At 62.0% G+C, this 14,480-nt stretch carries 15 protein-coding genes and 1 pseudogene; 9 read left to right on the plus strand and 7 right to left on the minus strand.

Going from position 1 to position 14,480, the window contains the following annotated elements; all coding sequences use genetic code 11:
- Positions 1 to 61: 61 nt before the first annotated feature.
- Positions 62 to 857, plus strand: a pseudogene (locus tag AB4874_RS14175) (IS5 family transposase).
- 73 nt (positions 858 to 930) lie between these two features.
- Here the strand turns inward: AB4874_RS14175 and AB4874_RS14180 are convergent.
- Positions 931 to 1,836, minus strand: a complete 906-nt coding sequence (locus AB4874_RS14180; RefSeq protein ID WP_368392475.1) for a hydrogen peroxide-inducible genes activator — start codon at positions 1,834 to 1,836, stop codon at positions 931 to 933.
- Positions 1,837 to 1,938: 102 nt separating this feature from the next.
- Between AB4874_RS14180 and AB4874_RS14185 the strand changes: the two genes are divergently transcribed.
- On the plus strand, positions 1,939 to 2,586 hold the full coding sequence (locus tag AB4874_RS14185; RefSeq protein ID WP_368392476.1) for a peroxiredoxin: 648 nt from the start codon (positions 1,939 to 1,941) through the stop codon (positions 2,584 to 2,586).
- A gap of 147 nt (positions 2,587 to 2,733) precedes the next feature.
- Here AB4874_RS14185 and AB4874_RS14190 read toward each other — a convergent pair whose 3' ends face one another.
- Both AB4874_RS14190 and AB4874_RS14195 read right to left on the minus strand, forming a co-directional pair.
- On the minus strand, positions 2,734 to 2,958 hold the full coding sequence (locus AB4874_RS14190) for a hypothetical protein (RefSeq protein ID WP_368392477.1): 225 nt from the start codon (positions 2,956 to 2,958) through the stop codon (positions 2,734 to 2,736).
- 121 nt (positions 2,959 to 3,079) lie between these two features.
- Entirely contained in the window at positions 3,080 to 3,409 is a 330-nt protein-coding gene (locus tag AB4874_RS14195; protein WP_368392478.1) for a hypothetical protein, read from the minus strand.
- 340 nt (positions 3,410 to 3,749) lie between these two features.
- On the opposite strand from AB4874_RS14195, the gene AB4874_RS14200 reads away from it, so the two are divergent.
- From AB4874_RS14200 to AB4874_RS14215, 4 genes are all read left to right on the plus strand, one after another.
- Entirely contained in the window at positions 3,750 to 4,859 is a 1,110-nt protein-coding gene (locus AB4874_RS14200) for a Hint domain-containing protein (RefSeq protein WP_368392479.1), read from the plus strand.
- A 104-nt stretch (positions 4,860 to 4,963) separates the two neighbouring features.
- Positions 4,964 to 5,737 carry a gamma-glutamyl-gamma-aminobutyrate hydrolase family protein gene (locus AB4874_RS14205; protein WP_368392480.1) on the plus strand — a complete coding sequence of 258 codons (774 nt, stop codon included), beginning with the start codon at positions 4,964 to 4,966 and terminating at the stop codon, positions 5,735 to 5,737.
- An 11-nt stretch (positions 5,738 to 5,748) separates the two neighbouring features.
- The gene (locus tag AB4874_RS14210) at positions 5,749 to 5,835 is read left to right on the plus strand and encodes a D-lyxose/D-mannose family sugar isomerase (RefSeq protein ID WP_368392534.1); all 87 of its coding nucleotides are present in this window, start codon (positions 5,749 to 5,751) and stop codon (positions 5,833 to 5,835) included.
- A 134-nt stretch (positions 5,836 to 5,969) separates the two neighbouring features.
- Positions 5,970 to 6,248, plus strand: a complete 279-nt coding sequence (locus AB4874_RS14215; protein ID WP_368392481.1) for a D-lyxose/D-mannose family sugar isomerase — start codon at positions 5,970 to 5,972, stop codon at positions 6,246 to 6,248.
- On the opposite strand, the gene AB4874_RS14220 is transcribed toward AB4874_RS14215, so the two are convergent.
- The 3 genes from AB4874_RS14220 to glmU are packed head-to-tail and all read right to left on the minus strand — an operon-like array spanning position 6,249 to position 10,258.
- The gene (locus AB4874_RS14220; protein WP_368392482.1) at positions 6,249 to 7,100 is read right to left on the minus strand and encodes a DNA alkylation repair protein; all 852 of its coding nucleotides are present in this window, start codon (positions 7,098 to 7,100) and stop codon (positions 6,249 to 6,251) included.
- A complete protein-coding gene (gene glmS, locus AB4874_RS14225) occupies positions 7,097 to 8,911 on the minus strand; it encodes a glutamine--fructose-6-phosphate transaminase (isomerizing) (protein ID WP_368392483.1) in 1,815 nt (604 codons plus the stop codon). The genes AB4874_RS14220 and glmS overlap by 4 nt, the downstream gene beginning before the upstream one ends.
- Positions 8,912 to 10,258 (minus strand): bifunctional UDP-N-acetylglucosamine diphosphorylase/glucosamine-1-phosphate N-acetyltransferase GlmU, encoded by a 1,347-nt coding sequence (glmU, locus tag AB4874_RS14230; RefSeq protein ID WP_368392484.1) that lies wholly within the window; start codon positions 10,256 to 10,258, stop codon positions 8,912 to 8,914.
- Positions 10,259 to 10,366: 108 nt separating this feature from the next.
- Between glmU and AB4874_RS14235 the strand changes: the two genes are divergently transcribed.
- From AB4874_RS14235 to AB4874_RS14245, 3 genes are all read left to right on the plus strand, one after another.
- Positions 10,367 to 11,041: an HAD-IA family hydrolase gene (locus AB4874_RS14235; protein ID WP_368392485.1), complete on the plus strand. Its 675-nt coding sequence runs from the start codon at positions 10,367 to 10,369 to the stop codon at positions 11,039 to 11,041.
- 88 nt (positions 11,042 to 11,129) lie between these two features.
- Positions 11,130 to 12,365 carry an MFS transporter gene (locus tag AB4874_RS14240; RefSeq protein ID WP_368392486.1) on the plus strand — a complete coding sequence of 412 codons (1,236 nt, stop codon included), beginning with the start codon at positions 11,130 to 11,132 and terminating at the stop codon, positions 12,363 to 12,365.
- A 3-nt stretch (positions 12,366 to 12,368) separates the two neighbouring features.
- The gene (locus AB4874_RS14245; RefSeq protein ID WP_368392487.1) at positions 12,369 to 13,553 is read left to right on the plus strand and encodes a DegT/DnrJ/EryC1/StrS family aminotransferase; all 1,185 of its coding nucleotides are present in this window, start codon (positions 12,369 to 12,371) and stop codon (positions 13,551 to 13,553) included.
- Here AB4874_RS14245 and AB4874_RS14250 read toward each other — a convergent pair.
- Positions 13,550 to 14,473: an ornithine cyclodeaminase family protein gene (locus tag AB4874_RS14250; protein ID WP_368392488.1), complete on the minus strand. Its 924-nt coding sequence runs from the start codon at positions 14,471 to 14,473 to the stop codon at positions 13,550 to 13,552. The genes AB4874_RS14245 and AB4874_RS14250 overlap by 4 nt on opposite strands.
- Between the last annotated feature and the right edge of the window lie 7 nt (positions 14,474 to 14,480).

Here is a 14,480-nt window from a genome sequence, read left to right on the forward strand (position 1 = left end):
TTAATCAGCTTGTCGTCTCCTTGCCTGTGTGATTCACGCTCCCGAACTGATGGGGGGCATGATGAGCAATATTTTCTGGCTGACCGACGAGCAGTTGGCGCGGCTTCAGTCTTTCTTTCCCAAGAGCCATGGCAAGCCGAGGGTCGATGATCCGTTGCCCGGCAGGCGATGCGTTGTATCGCCGAGAGGGGGCGCGTCTTGAGTGGGATAATCTTCATCAATCGCAACGGGTTGCGATAGTCAGATGCGCCTCCGGAGTATGGTCCGCCGAAGACCCTCTACAACCGATGGAAGCGCTGGAGCGACATGGGGGTGTTCGCCAGGATCTTTGAAGGACTGGCGGCGGAGGGGGCGGAGCCGACGACGATCATGATTGACGCGACCTACCTCAAGGGGCACCGCACGGCCTCCAGCCTGCGGTTGAAAAAGGGGGGCGTGGCAGGCTGATCGGGCGAACGAAGGGTGGCATGAATACGAAACTGCACACCGTCACCGACGCCAGAGGCCGCCCGATCAAGTTCTTCATGACCGCCGGTCAGGTCAGTGACTACACCGGAGCGGCGGCATTGCTGAGCAGCTTGCCCAAGGCCGACTGGCTGCTGGCCGATCGAGGCTACGACGCCGACAGGTATCGTGAAGCCTTGCAGGACAAGGGCATCAACCCCTGCATCCCCGGCCGGAAATCCCGTGGCACGCCCGTCAAATACGACAAGCGCCGCTACAAGCGGCGCAACCGCATCGAGATCATGTTCGGCAGGCTCAAGGATTGGCGCCGCGTGGCAACCCGTTACGACAGATGCCCGAAGGTCTTCCTGTCCGTTGTCGCACTCGCCGCAACAGTCATCTTCTGGCTTTGAAAATCAATGAGTCTGGAGCCTAGCGGCTCATCCCGGTCTGAGCTATTCGCATCCGATCCAGGGACGTTAGGGGTCAGCCCGCTTTCATGCGCTGATGAGTGTCGATCAGGATCTGCCCCAAGCCTCGGAACAGATCTGCGCGCGCCGTGCTTGTGCGCCAGCCGAGAACCACCCGGCGCGGGCAGGCATCGGGCAGCGGCGCAATCGCCAGATCTTGGCCACGCGCCACGCCTGCATCCAGCGCCAGATCGGGCAGCAGCGTGATCCCGAGCCCCTCGCTGACCATCGAAATCAGGGTGGTCAGCGAGGTCGCGGAAAAGCTGTCATCCTGCGCGATATCGCGATCTGGAAAGGCCGAAAGCGCGTGGCGTTGCAGGCAATGGCCCTTTTCCAGCAGCATCAGCTTGGCCCCCTGCAACTGATCTCCGCCCACGGGTGCGGGGCCAAGACTGCCCGGCGGAGCGGCAAGGTGATAGCCATCCTCGAATAGCTCCATCACCGCGATTCCTTGAGTGTCAAAGGGCAGGGCGAACAAAATCAGATCCAGTCGCCCCGCGCTGAGCCCCGCGATCAGGCTTTCGGTCATCTCCTCGCGCAAGAGAAGGCGAAGATCGGGGAAACGCGCGCGAATATCGGGTAGGGCGCGCGGGATCAGGAACGGTCCGATTGTGGGGATCGTGCCCAGGCGCAACTCTCCCCCCTCGGGCGCGGATTGCGCGGCGGCGAGTTCCTCTATCTCTTGCGTCGCCAGCAGAACGGCGCGGGCACGTTCTGCAATCTCAACCCCGACCGGCGTCAGGATGACCGAGCGTTTCGTGCGCTCGGCCAGTTGCACGCCAAGGCGTTCTTCCAGCTCACGCAAGCCCGTGCTGAGTGTGGGCTGCGTGACGAAACACATCTCTGCCGCACGCGAGAAATTCAGCGTATCGGCCATCGCGGTCAGAAAGCGCATCTGGCGCAGGGTGATGACAGGATTCATATTCACTCACTCTATAACTGCGATATTTATAATCAATTTCATTTATCAATAACCAGTCGATAAATCTCTCTCATCGCAACCAAGACCTTGATGGAGAAACAGATGACCGACACGATCCAAGCCCCGCAGATGCCCCAGCTCAACGCCCCGGCCCCCAGCTTTGACGCGCCCAGCACCCATGGCCAGCAAACGCTCGACGCCTATAAGGGCCAATGGCTGATCCTGTTCTCGCACCCGGCTGATTTCACGCCCGTTTGCACCACCGAATTCATCGCCTTCGCCAAGAAACAAGATGATTTCACGGCCCGCAACACCGCGCTTCTGGGGCTCTCGATTGACAGCCACTACTCGCACATCGCCTGGATGCTCAACATCAAGGAGAAATTCGGCACCGAGATCAAGTTCCCGATCATTGCTGACCTCTCGATGACCGTGGCGCGCGATTACGGGATGATCCAGCCCGGCGCGTCTGACACCTCGGCGGTGCGTGCGACCTTTATCATCGACCCGCAAGGCGTGCTGCGTGCGATGATCTATTACCCGATGGTCGCGGGGCGCTCGATTGATGAGATTCACCGCCTGCTGGTGGCGCTGCAAACCGCCGATGAGAACAAATGCGCGATGCCGGAAAACTGGAAGCCCGGTGATGCGGTGATCGTGCCGACGCCTGCCACGCCCGAAGCGGCACTGGCGCGGGCCGGTGAAGGTTACCACACGGTGGATTGGTATTTCTCGACCCGTCAGCTGTGAAAGGCAGCCCCGGCGCGCGGTCGCCGGGGCCTTCACAACGTGAGTGAAATTCAAAGGAAAACTATGATGCCCAGGATCTAAAATATCGACAGTCTTCGCAATATTCTGGGCCAGTCGTTCGGACCCTAGGTCCGAACCCCGTGGATATCACTGTCGCCAAGTCGGTTTCTTGCCGAATGCTTTCATTGTGATCTTCTCGATCTCAGCTTTCCCCTTGGCTATCATGGCCTTTCTGATTGCTCCAAGAGTTCCGATTTCGGCCCCACAGTTATTGCACATAATGATGTCATCATCGTCCGGAGCATCGTTCAGGTCAATAGTTAGCGGCTCTCCACACTTTCCACATGTTGCTGAAACTAAATCTTCTGACATGCTCGCGTCTCCTTGAAATAGATTTTAAGGTTTCATCCGCTGTGTGAGTTTGTCAAATATACAATCGCGCAAATAGCGTTATAAAGTGGCCCGTTTGCGCTGGCCGCTTTTGCCTTGGCGCTCAGATCGCGCTGCTCAGAGATTGCGAAATCAAACGGGCGCGCGTGGGTGCATTAAAGGGATGGACGAGCGCGTTCTCAAGTGCTGCCACTTTGACATAGCCAAGATCGCTCAGATCGGCTGTCTTCCCGGTGATCTGCTGTACGCGCGTCTGATCAAACAGACTCAGATGCGGATCAGCGGGCATGAAATAGGATGGATCCGCCCCGTTTTGCCCGCCACTGCTTGGGCTGGCCATCATTTCGCCAGGCTGGCCATTTTTGGCTAAAACCGGAGAGGCTGCGACGAGTGCCAAGGCGCTGGCTGCAAAAACCTGCGTTAATTTTGTCATGGGTCTTCCTTTCCGGTTTGGTTGCGTACAGCCCGCAAACTATGCGTTGTCCTGCTGCTCTGATCGACGCCTCGCCCGCGCATCCCAGATATTCGCTGGTTGCGACATTCTATCATCAAATCTGGACGTTGGGGCGCTATGACAAGGTCACGCTTGCGCAAGTTTCGGTGAAGCTCGGGCTGATCACCGCTGGATCACGCAGCGCGCAGCGAGTGCGGCATCGGCCCGCGTGAACAGGGGCGTTGCGGGTCAGAGTGCAATTCTTGATTGAACCATACCAAGGCGTAAGGAAAAGTATTTCGTTCGCGATTCCTATGTGTTAGCGTTTATTGAGCAGTAAATGAGGGCCGAAAAACAGGCCCCGGTGGACGAGACGAGGCAGATGAACAAGGCGCGCTATCAAGGCACGTTCGTCATTTCATGGGCGCAGACGGAAATCGACGGCACGCCGTCGCCGGCACCCGATATCGTGACGGTGGGGGCCAATTGGCGCTGGAGTGGCGAGGCGCTGCGCGTCGATGGCCCCAATGATTTGCTGATTTTGCGCGATGCGTTGGGCGATGATCTGCGCCGGGCGCGGGCCGCCAAAGTGGTGCGTCGTTTGCTGGGCGATGCGCTGGGCGCACGCCGCTTGCCGATCGATCTGTCCGAAGACCAAGACAGCCCAAATCAAAGCTTTACTGTCACTGATGGCTATCACGCCTATGTCGTGACGCTGATCGAATTGTCCGATACTGGTGCGCGTTTGTTGATGTTCTCGGGGCGCATTCCGCCCGCTGACAGCGATCTTTGGGTCGTGGATCGCGCGCTGGATTTGCGGCCCAAAGCGGCGCGCAACGGTCCTGCCGGGGTGATCTGTTTCACGCCCGGCACGCTGATCAACACGCCTGATGGCCGTCGCCCCGTCGAGGCATTGCGCCCCGGCGATGCGGTGGCCACGCGCGATGACGGCGCCCAAGCGATCCGCTGGATTGGGCAGCGCCGGATTTCGGGCGCGCGCCTTCATGCGATGCCGCATCTGCGTCCGGTGCGGATCGCGGGCGGGGCGCTGGGGCTGGATCGTCCCGATGCCGACCTGCTGGTGTCGCCACAGCACCGGATGTTGCTGCGCGGCCCCTCAGCGCGCGCGCTTTTTGCCGAGGATGAGGTTCTGGTGCGGGCCTGCGATTTGGTCAATGGCCGCTCGATCCGATTTGAAGGCGGCATGCCTGAGTTGCACTATATTCACCTTCTGCTGGATCGCCACGAAGTGCTTTGGGCCAATGGCTTGGAGACCGAAAGTTTCCATCCTGCCTCGACCGCGCTGGAAATGATCGCGCCCGATCAGCGTGCGGGCCTGAGCGAAATTGTCCCCGAGGTCGCGGATAACCCGCTCAGTTATGGTGCCTATGCAAGGCGCGCGCTGAAATCCTCGGAAGCCGCGATTTTGCGTCACGATCTGGCCGCCTGAGCCGCGATCTGGCGCGGGTTGCGAGCCTGCGCACAGCCCCTTGCGCATTTTTCGTCTTTTCTCGACGCGCGCCTGCCCCTAGTTTTGGCTCAAAAGGGGGCGTTATGACCAGACCAGTCGTCGGCATCATCGGAAATCGCGGCCTTGTGGGCGATCGCTATCCCGTCCATGAGGGCGGGCAGCTGAACTCGCAAGCGATCAGCCAAGTCTCTGATTGCATTCCGCTATTGATCCCTGCTGACCCTGAATATTTCTCGATTGAGGAACTGTGCGAGGTCTGTGATGGCTTCTTGCTAACGGGCGGGCGGCCCAATGTGCATCCTTCTGAATATGGCGAGGAAGCGACCGAAAAGCACGGTACTTTCGATCAGGCCCGCGATGCGATTACGCTGCCACTGGTGCGCCACTGCGTGCAGACGGGTCAGCCGTTTTTCGGCATTTGCCGTGGTTTCCAAGAGGTGAACGTGGCGATGGGCGGCACGCTTTATCCCGAGATCCGCGAATTGCCGGGCCGGATGAACCACCGCATGCCACCTGAGGGCGACTTGGCGCATGGCTTTTCCAATCGTCATAAGGTGATACTGGAACCGGGCGGCAAATTTTCCCAGCTTTTCGGCGCTGATGAGGTCGTAACCAACACGCTGCACGGGCAGGGGATTTGCCAGCCCGGCGCGCGTATCGTTGTCGAGGGACGCGCCGAAGATGGCACGCCCGAGGCGATCTGGGTGCGCGGCGCCCCCGGTTTCACGATGTCGGTGCAATGGCATCCCGAATGGCAGGCGGCGGATGATCCCGTCTCGCGCCCGCTGTTTGAGGCGTTCGGTCACGCGGTGCGCGATTGGGCCGCTGGAAAACATAGCGCGGCCTGCGTCGCCTGACCCCTTGGGATATGAAACGCTCGCGCGTCAATGAGATCACCGCTAAGGCAGAAGAGATGATCCTCGAATTTGGTTTCCGCCTGCCGCCCTTTGCCTAGTGGAGCCCGGCCGAGTTTCGCGCCCGGCCACCCCACGCAACGCGTGGTAGAGGCCCAGATGGGGTAGGATATCACCGATCTCGGGCAGGGCGATCGAGCTGTGCGGTTCAGACGCGCAGGGGGCCTATGATGCCATGGCGGGCGGGATCGCGATGTGTGACGGGCAGCCGCGCCGCTATGGGCCGGGCGAAGTCTTGATCTTGCGTCCGGGCGCAAGCGTGACGCTGCGCCCAGGTGATTGGCACGCCTTTTGGGGCGAGGGCGGCGATGTGCTGATCGGCGAGGTCTCGACGGTGAATGACGACCGCACCGACACTATCTTTCGCGACCCGATTGGCCGGGTCTCCGACATCGAGGAAGACGAAGCGCCGCGCCATCTATTGGTCAACGATTGCGACAGGTTTTTGTCGTAATTACAGGTATTTGGCGGCCTCTTTTCGGGCAAAGCTCTTGAGCCGCTCGCCATGCGCGAGCAGCCATGCTTGCACCCGCTCGGGGTCTTTCTTGGACAGCTCGCGCAGCCACCACGCAATGGCTTTTTGAATGAACCAGTCGCGATCTTCTGCCAGCGCTTCGGCCCAGCTCAAGACGCGCTCGCGCACGGCCAGATCGTCGGGTTTGGGGTTGCGAAGCTTTGTCCAAGGGAGCGTGATCACAAAGGCGGCGCGCCGCGTCCACATCTGCTCGCTTTGGGTCCAGCTTTCGACCTGATCCAGCCGCGTCGGATCGGCCACCACCCGTTTTTCACCCGCTTTGCACACGGTATCGGCAATCGCCCAAGCGTCCAATTGCGCCACCCAAGAGGCGATCAGATCCCACGCCGCCTCATCGGGGCGCAGCCGCGCTTGCACCAACAACTTCGCCGCTGCAATCCGCGCCTCGTGGATGTCGCTATCCCACAATCCGCGCGCCAGTTCGACCCGACCCGGCACATCCAGTTGCCCGCGCCACAGCGTGACCATATCGTCGATCGCAGGGGTCGAAACGCCAAGATAGCGCCGCTCGGCCTTGTGATAGGCCGCCATTTCCGCTGCCTTTTCCGCGTTTTGCCAGCTTTCGAGCGCAAAAAGTGCGTCCTCCAGGCTGGGCGGAGGGCCAAGCGGATCGCTCTCCTCCTCAGCCTCGGCAAAGCTTTCATAGTCGGCGTCCGAGGCGGCATAGGCCTGTGCCTCGGCATGCAGGCGGGCCTCTTCTTCGGGGGGGAGAGGGGCGAAATCCTGCGCGCTGGGGCGGGCGATGCCCCGCTTGCCACGTTTGCGGCTCATTCGACCGTCACCGATTTTGCCAGATTGCGGGGTTGATCCACATCCGTTCCTTTCGCGACTGCTGTGTGATAGGCCAGCAGTTGCGCTGGTATTGCATACAGGATTGGCGCGAAAGGTTCTGCGATTTCAGGCAGTTGTAGCTGCGCCCATGTGCCGTCACCGGCCGCTGCCAACCCCTTGGAATCCGAGGCCAGCAACACCATCCCGTGACGCGCCATGACCTCTTGCATGTTCGAGACGGTCTTGTCGAACAGCCGATCAAAGGGGGCCATGACAATCACCGGAACCATTCGGTCAATCAGTGCAATGGGGCCGTGTTTCAGCTCTCCACTCGCATAACCTTCGGCATGTATATAGCTGATTTCCTTGAGTTTCAACGCGCCTTCCAGCGCCAGCGGATACATCGGCCCACGCCCCAGGAACAAGATATCCTGCGCTTCGGCCAAGCTTTCGGCGAGCATGGCGATTGGCTCGGACAGCGCCAGCGCGGTGTTCATCAACCCGGGCAGGGCGCGCAGAGCATCGGCATGGCCGTCCAGCGTCGGCGCGTCCAGTTCGTCGCGGTCACGCCCGGCCTTGAGCGCCATCACCGCGAGCACCAGAAGTTGCGCGGTAAACGCTTTGGTCGAGGCCACGCCGACCTCAACCCCTGCCATGATCGGCAGCGCAATATCGCATTCGCGCGCGATCGAGGAGGTCGGCACGTTCACCACGGCGACGGTCTTGGCGACCTTTCCTTGGCAATAGCGCAGGGCGGCCAGCGTGTCGGCGGTCTCGCCCGACTGGCTGACGAAGATCGCAAGGCTGCGCTGCGACAGTGGCGGCTCGCGATAGCGAAATTCCGACGCGACATCGATTTCAACGGGGATGCGCGCGAACTCCTCGAACCAATATTTCGCAACCGAGCAGGCGTAAAACGCGGTGCCACAGGCGACCAGCGTGATCCGGTCGATGTCGGAAAAGTCCAACTCTGCGGGCAGATACAACCCGGTTTGCGGCAGATAATGTCGCAAAGCGTCAGCTAGCACGACGGGTTGTTCGGCGATCTCCTTGCCCATGAAATGCTTGAACCCGGCCTTTTCGACCTGCGTCTGGCCCAGATCAATGCGCTGTTCCCCGCGATTGGCGCGCCGCCCGGCGGCGTCGAAAATCTCGGCACCGGCGCGGGTGATGATCGCGTAGTCGCCCTCTTCGAGATAGGTGATCCGGTCGGTCATCGGCGCCAGCGCAATCGCGTCGGAGCCGACAAACATCTCGCCATCGCCATGTCCGATCGCCAGCGGGCTGCCTTTGCGCGCGGCGATCATCAAATCGTCCTCGCCGTCGAACAACCAAAGCAGGGCAAACGCCCCTTCCAGCTTGCCCAGCGTGGCAATCGCGGCCTCTTTCGCCCCCATCCCGCGATCCATGAACATCCGCGTCAGCAGCGCCACGGTTTCCGTATCGGTTTGCGTTTCGGGGGTAATTCCGGCCTCGGCCAGTTCTGCACGCAGCGCGCGATAATTCTCGATGATGCCGTTATGGACAACCGCGACAGGGCCAGAACGGTGCGGATGCGCGTTGGTGGCGGTCGGCGCGCCATGGGTGGCCCAACGGGTGTGGCCGATGCCCGATTTGCCTGCAAGTGGCTCATGCACCAGCAGGTCGGACAGGTTCACCAGCTTGCCGACCGCGCGGCGGCGATCCAGATGACCATTGTTAACGGTCGCGATCCCGGCGCTGTCATAGCCGCGATATTCCAGCCGCTTGAGGCTTTCTACCAGCAGCGGCGCGACCTCGTGACTGCCGAGAACTCCCACGATTCCACACATTTACGAGCCTTTCTTCATGCGCGCTTTTTCCGCGCGCAGCTTGGCGAAAAGTTTCGCGGCAAGTCCGGGCCGGTTGACCTGTTTGGCGCGGCCCAAGGCGATGGCATCGGCGGGCACATCCTCGGTGATGATCGAACCAGACCCCGTCAGCGCGCCATCGCCCACCGAGACCGGGGCCACCAACATCGTGTCAGACCCGATGAAAGCATTGGCTCCGATCGTGGTGCGATGCTTCATCACGCCATCATAATTGCAGGTGATTGTGCCCGCGCCAATATTGGTCTGCGCGCCGATATCGGCATCGCCCAGATAGGTGAGGTGGCCGACCTTGACCCCTTCGGCGAGAACCGAGTTCTTCACCTCAACGAAATTGCCGATATGCACATCCTCGGCCAATTCGGCGCCGGGGCGCAGCCGCGCAAACGGCCCCACGCTGGCCCCGCGCGAGATATGGCAGCCTTCGAGATGACAAAAAGCCTCGATCTGCGCGCCGCTCTCCACAGTCACATCGGGGCCAAAGACGACATTCGGGCCGATCACCACATCGCTGCCCAGATAAGTGTCGAGCGCGAAATACACGGTCTGCGGATCGACCATGGTGACACCATTTTCCAGCGCCTCGGCGCGGGCGCGGGCTTGAAACTGTGCCTCGGCGCGAGCGAGTTCGGCGCGGGTGTTGATGCCCAGCGTCTCGGCCTCGCCACAGGTCACGACTTGGGCCGACAGCCCTTGGGCGCGCGCGGCGGCCACGATATCGGTGAGGTAATATTCGCCCGAGGCATTGTCGTTGCTGAGGCCGCTTACAAGCGTGCCCAACAGCGCTGCGTCACAGGCAATAACGCCGGAGTTACAAAGCGTTATCGCGCGCTCTTCATCCGTCGCATCCTTGAATTCGACGATCCGCTCTAGCATCGCGCCTTGCGTTACAAGCCGACCGTAACGCCCCGGATCAGCCGCTTCAAAGCCCAGCACGGTCACGGCCGCGTCGCTGGCGGCCATCTGCTCCAGCGTCTCGGGGGAGATGAAGGGCGTGTCGCCATAAAGGACAATCACGCGCCCCTCAAACCCGTCCAGCGCGGGCAGGGCTTGGGCCACCGCATGACCGGTGCCAAGCTGTTCCTCTTGCAGCACGATCTCGGCCTCGGGCGCGATTTTCACCGCAGCCCGGCCCACCTGATCCGCACCATGCCCGGCCACCACGATCACGCGCGCCGGTTCCAAGCTGCGCGCCGAGGCCAGCGCATGGGCCAGCAGCGGCGCACGCCCGATCTGGTGGAGCACCTTGGGGAGGTCAGACATCATACGGGTGCCTTGCCCCGCCGCGAGGGTGATCAGCGCAATTGCCATGAAACGTGCCTTTTCTTCTGCTCGCCCCCGTTTTACCCATTGCGCACCTTGCCGCAAGGGCTGTGACTTCACGCTTCCTTTCGCGGTGTTACGAAGATTGGGGGCAAAATGCGCACGGTGGTGTTTGATCTGGATGGCACGCTGGCCGATACGTCGGGCGATTTGATAGCGGCGGCGAATGCGTGTTTTGTTGCGCGCGGGCATCGCGGCGTGCTGGATGCGGGTCAGGATGCGCTGATCGCCTTTCATGGCGGGCGCGCGATGCTGAAGGCCGGCTATGAGCGGCTGGGTCTGGAGCGGGCCGAGGTTGAAGCGCGCATTGAAGCCGATTACCAGCCGCTACTGGAGCATTACGGGGCCAATATCGACCGTCACACGCAGCTTTACCCGGGCGCGGTGGAAGCGGTGAAAACCTTGCGAGGGCAGGGCTTTGCAACGGCGATCTGCACCAATAAACCCGAGGGGTTGGCGCGCGAATTGGTGGCGCGGCTCGACATCGCGCACCTGTTCGATGCGCTGATTGGCGCTGATACGTTACCTGTGCGCAAGCCCGCACCTGATCCTTATCTGGCGGCGGTCAGTCAGGCGGGCGGGGCAGTTAAGCGCTCGCTTTTGGTGGGTGATACCAACACCGATCGTGAAACCGCGCGCGCCGTGGGCGTGCCGTGCATCCTTGTGACCTTCGGCCCCGAGGGGCGCGCGATTGAGCGTCTTTCCCCCGAGGCGCTGCTTGATCATTTCGACACCCTGCCCGCACTGGTCGCCCGGATGCTGGGCGCCTGAATTAACCCACGTCCCTGATAATCAGCGCGTCTTGACAGGGACGCGCGTGCGGCTCAGCTTGGCGCCCTGTCGAAAACTTGGAGATATCATGGCCCGCGAACCCCTTTCAGGCGGCACTGTTTCGGCTGGGCAGGGCCATGCCACGCTGTTCGTTCTGATCGTGGTGTTTTTGGATATGGTCGGCTTTGGGCTGATCATTCCGGTCTTGCCCTCGCTGATCGTGCAGGTGGGGCATGTCGATCTGGCGCAGGCGAGCAAGGTGGGCGGCGCGATGTTTGCCATCTTCAGCCTTGCGCAATTCGCCTTTGCGCCCCTGATGGGCAACCTGTCGGACCGGTTCGGGCGTCGCCCGCTGCTGTTGCTCGCGATTGCGGGGCTGGGGGTGGATTACCTGTTTCATGCCTTTGCGCCGACGCTGTTCTGGCTGTTTGTCGGGCGCGCGATTGCAGGGGTGTGCGGGGCGTCCTACGTGATCGCCAATGCCTATCTCGCCGATGTCAGCGCGCCCGAAGATCGCGCACGCGCCTTTGGTTTGATGGGCGCGGCCTTTGGGTTGGGGTTCATCCTGGGCCCGGCGCTGGGGGGCTTGTTGGGAGAGCTGGGCCCGCGCGTGCCGTTCTTTGTCGCCGCCGCAATTTCGGGGCTGAACCTGATCTATGGGCTGTTCGTGCTGCCCGAAAGCCTGCCGCCGGAACGCCGTCGCCCGCTGAACTGGCGCGCTTGCAATCCGTTTGGCACGCTCAAGGTGTTCGCGCGCTATCCCGGCGTCTTGCCTATGGCGGGGGTGATGGGGGTGTATCTGTTCGCCTCGGCGATTTATCCCGCGATCTGGCCGTTCTGGGGGATGGCAAAATTTGGTTGGACCGAAGGGATCGTCGGCTTGACGCTCGCCGCTTACGGGGGGGTCGCGGCGGCCTTTCAGGGCGGCTTGTCGGGCCCGCTGGCGCGCCGTTTTGGCGAGGCAAAGGTGGTCTTTGTGGGGCTGTTTCTGGGGGTGGTGCTGCTGATTGCGCTGGCGCTGTCTTCCAGCCTTGCGATGGTGTTGTTCGTGCTTTGCGTGACGGGCATCGAGGGGCTGGTGCAGCCGATGCTCACCTCGCTGATGTCGCGCGCCGTGCCCGAGGATGAACAGGGTGCGTTGCAGGGTGGGATTTCGGCGGTGATGAATCTCGCGATGTTGTTTGGCACGCTGTTCTTCACGCAGATTTTCGGGATATTTCAGGCCGAGGGCGCGATCATCCGCACGCCCGATATGGCCTTTTACATGGCCTCGGCTATTTTGTTGATCGCGTTGATCTGGTTCGCGCGGCTGCGCAAGAGGTAAGCAATGAGCGAGCGTTTCGAGGGCAATTTCACCCAGCAAGAACCGATCTCCGAGGATGCGATTGCAGCGGCTGTCGCGGTGCTGCGTTCGGGGCGGTTGCATCGCTACAATACCGCGCCCAATGAGCCGGGCGAGGTCGCGCTGCTGGAGCAGGAATTCGCCGCCTTCACGGGCGCGAAATATTGCCTTGCGGTGGCCTCGGGCGGCTATGCCTTGGGCTGTGCCTTGCGTGCATTGGATGTGGCCCCGAATGAGCCGGTGTTGACCAACGCTTTCACGCTGGCCCCGGTGCCCGGCGCGATTGCCGCGCTTGGCGCGCGCCCGGTCTTCGTCGAGAGCACCGAGAACCTGACCATCGATCTTGACGATCTGACTGCGAAGGCCAAAGCATCCGGGGCGCGTGTGCTGATGCTCAGCCATATGCGCGGCCATCTTTGCGACATGGACGCCTTAATGGAGATCGCGCGCGCCCATGATCTGCGCGTAATCGAGGATTGCGCGCATACGATGGGGGCTTCGTGGGCGGGCGTGCCCTCGGGGCGCCATGGCGTGATCGGATGCTATTCGACCCAGACCTATAAGCATATCAACTCGGGCGAGGGCGGGCTGATCGTCACCGATGATCCCGAACTGGCGGCGCGGATGATCCTGCTCTCGGGCAGCTATATGATGTACCCCCGCCATCTGGCCGCCCCCGCGCCAGAGGTGTTCGAGGCGCTGAAATATGACACGCCCAATGTGTCGGGGCGTATGGACAGCCTGCGCGCCGCGATCCTGCGTCCGCAATTGGCCGAGCTGCCCGAACGGGTGGCGCGCTGGAACCGGCTGTATGGCGCGATGGAGGCGGGGCTGACGGGCGCGCCCGGTGTCGCGCTGAGTGAACGCCCGCAGGCGGAGCATTATGTCGGCTCGTCGTTCCAGTTCCGTTTGCCCGGTCGCGATGGGGCGCGAATGGCAGATTTCGTCGCGCGGTGCGCTGCGCGCGGGGTCGAGCTGAAATGGTTCGGTGCGGATGAGCCTGCGGGGTTCACCTCGCGCCATGACTCTTGGCGCTACGCAGAGGCGCAGGAGATGCCCAAGACCGATGCGGTGCTTGCCACGCTGCTGGATCTGCGCCTGCCGCTGACCTTCAGCGAAAGCGACGCAGCCCAAATCGCGCGCATCATTCGCGATGAACTGAGCGGTTAACCCGCGCGCGCCACGATATAGCGCGCCATCATCAGATCGAGATGCGCGCCCCCGCCATTCTTGAAAAGCGTGATCTCGTCGGCGCTTTGCCGCCCGGGCGCGCCGCTCACCAGATCATACAGATCGCCGCGCACCGACTCGGGCGTGATCACCCCGGCCGCGATCGGGATCATCAGCTCGCCAATATGGCCCAGCGTGGTTTCGCGGCTGTCCACGAACAGGCGCGCACGCGCCATCAGCGCGTCATCACCCTCGCGCATATCGGCCTTATAGGCGCCGATCAGATCGACATGGGTGCCCGGTTTGACCCACGCGCCCTGCAGGATCGGCTCGCGCGCCATTGTTGCTGAGGTGATGATATCGGCGCGCGCTACGGCGCGTTCCAGATCGGGGGCAGCGTGCAGGGTGACGCCCTTGGGGGCTGGCTCGGTGGCGAGCGCTTGCGCCTGCTCGGGCCGGCGGGTCCAGATCGCGATCTCGTTGAGCCCCGGAAACAGTGCGGCATAGGCGGCGATCAGGCTGCGCGCGACCGTGCCCCCGCCGATGATCAGCAAGCGCGCGCTGTCCGGGCGCGCCAGCAGTTTCGCGCCGAGCACGGAATCAGCCGCCGTCTTGAACTCGGTCACGAGGCGGCTTTCGATGATCGCCGACAGCTCGCCGGTTTGGGGGCGAAAGACCAGCATCGCGCCTTGCACCGTTGGCAGGCCTTGGGCGGCGTTGCCATCGCATACGGTAAAGGATTTCACACCATAGCCGAGCCCCTCGATATAGGCGCCCCGGCTAAGCAGTGTCGCCTGTGCTGGCCCCAGAAACATATCACCGACCTGCGCGCGCGGCAGGGTATGGCCAAAGCGCAGCGCCTCGACCGCGCCGGGCCAGTCCAGATGTGCAGCGGCCTCATAGGGGATCATCTTGGTCATATCGTCT

Origin of the sequence: Thioclava arctica (genome assembly GCF_040892615.1) — a bacterium.
Taxonomy (GTDB): Bacteria; Pseudomonadota; Alphaproteobacteria; order Rhodobacterales; family Rhodobacteraceae; genus Thioclava; species Thioclava arctica.

Coding starts and splice junctions, on each gene's coding strand:
- AB4874_RS14195 (WP_368392478.1), bottom strand. CDS start 3,409: ATGACAAAATTAACGCAGGTTTTTGCAGCCAGCGCCTTGGCACTCGTC.
- AB4874_RS14215 (WP_368392481.1), top strand. CDS start 5,970: ATGGCGGGCGGGATCGCGATGTGTGACGGGCAGCCGCGCCGCTATGGG.
- AB4874_RS14235 (WP_368392485.1), top strand. CDS start 10,367: ATGCGCACGGTGGTGTTTGATCTGGATGGCACGCTGGCCGATACGTCG.
- AB4874_RS14185 (WP_368392476.1), top strand. CDS start 1,939: ATGACCGACACGATCCAAGCCCCGCAGATGCCCCAGCTCAACGCCCCG.
- glmU (WP_368392484.1), bottom strand. CDS start 10,258: ATGGCAATTGCGCTGATCACCCTCGCGGCGGGGCAAGGCACCCGTATG.
- AB4874_RS14205 (WP_368392480.1), top strand. CDS start 4,964: ATGACCAGACCAGTCGTCGGCATCATCGGAAATCGCGGCCTTGTGGGC.
- AB4874_RS14200 (WP_368392479.1), top strand. CDS start 3,750: ATGAGGGCCGAAAAACAGGCCCCGGTGGACGAGACGAGGCAGATGAAC.
- AB4874_RS14245 (WP_368392487.1), top strand. CDS start 12,369: ATGAGCGAGCGTTTCGAGGGCAATTTCACCCAGCAAGAACCGATCTCC.
- AB4874_RS14180 (WP_368392475.1), bottom strand. CDS start 1,836: ATGAATCCTGTCATCACCCTGCGCCAGATGCGCTTTCTGACCGCGATG.
- AB4874_RS14220 (WP_368392482.1), bottom strand. CDS start 7,100: ATGAGCCGCAAACGTGGCAAGCGGGGCATCGCCCGCCCCAGCGCGCAG.
- glmS (WP_368392483.1), bottom strand. CDS start 8,911: ATGTGTGGAATCGTGGGAGTTCTCGGCAGTCACGAGGTCGCGCCGCTG.
- AB4874_RS14210 (WP_368392534.1), top strand. CDS start 5,749: ATGAAACGCTCGCGCGTCAATGAGATCACCGCTAAGGCAGAAGAGATG.
- AB4874_RS14240 (WP_368392486.1), top strand. CDS start 11,130: ATGGCCCGCGAACCCCTTTCAGGCGGCACTGTTTCGGCTGGGCAGGGC.
- AB4874_RS14190 (WP_368392477.1), bottom strand. CDS start 2,958: ATGTCAGAAGATTTAGTTTCAGCAACATGTGGAAAGTGTGGAGAGCCG.
- AB4874_RS14250 (WP_368392488.1), bottom strand. CDS start 14,473: ATGACCAAGATGATCCCCTATGAGGCCGCTGCACATCTGGACTGGCCC.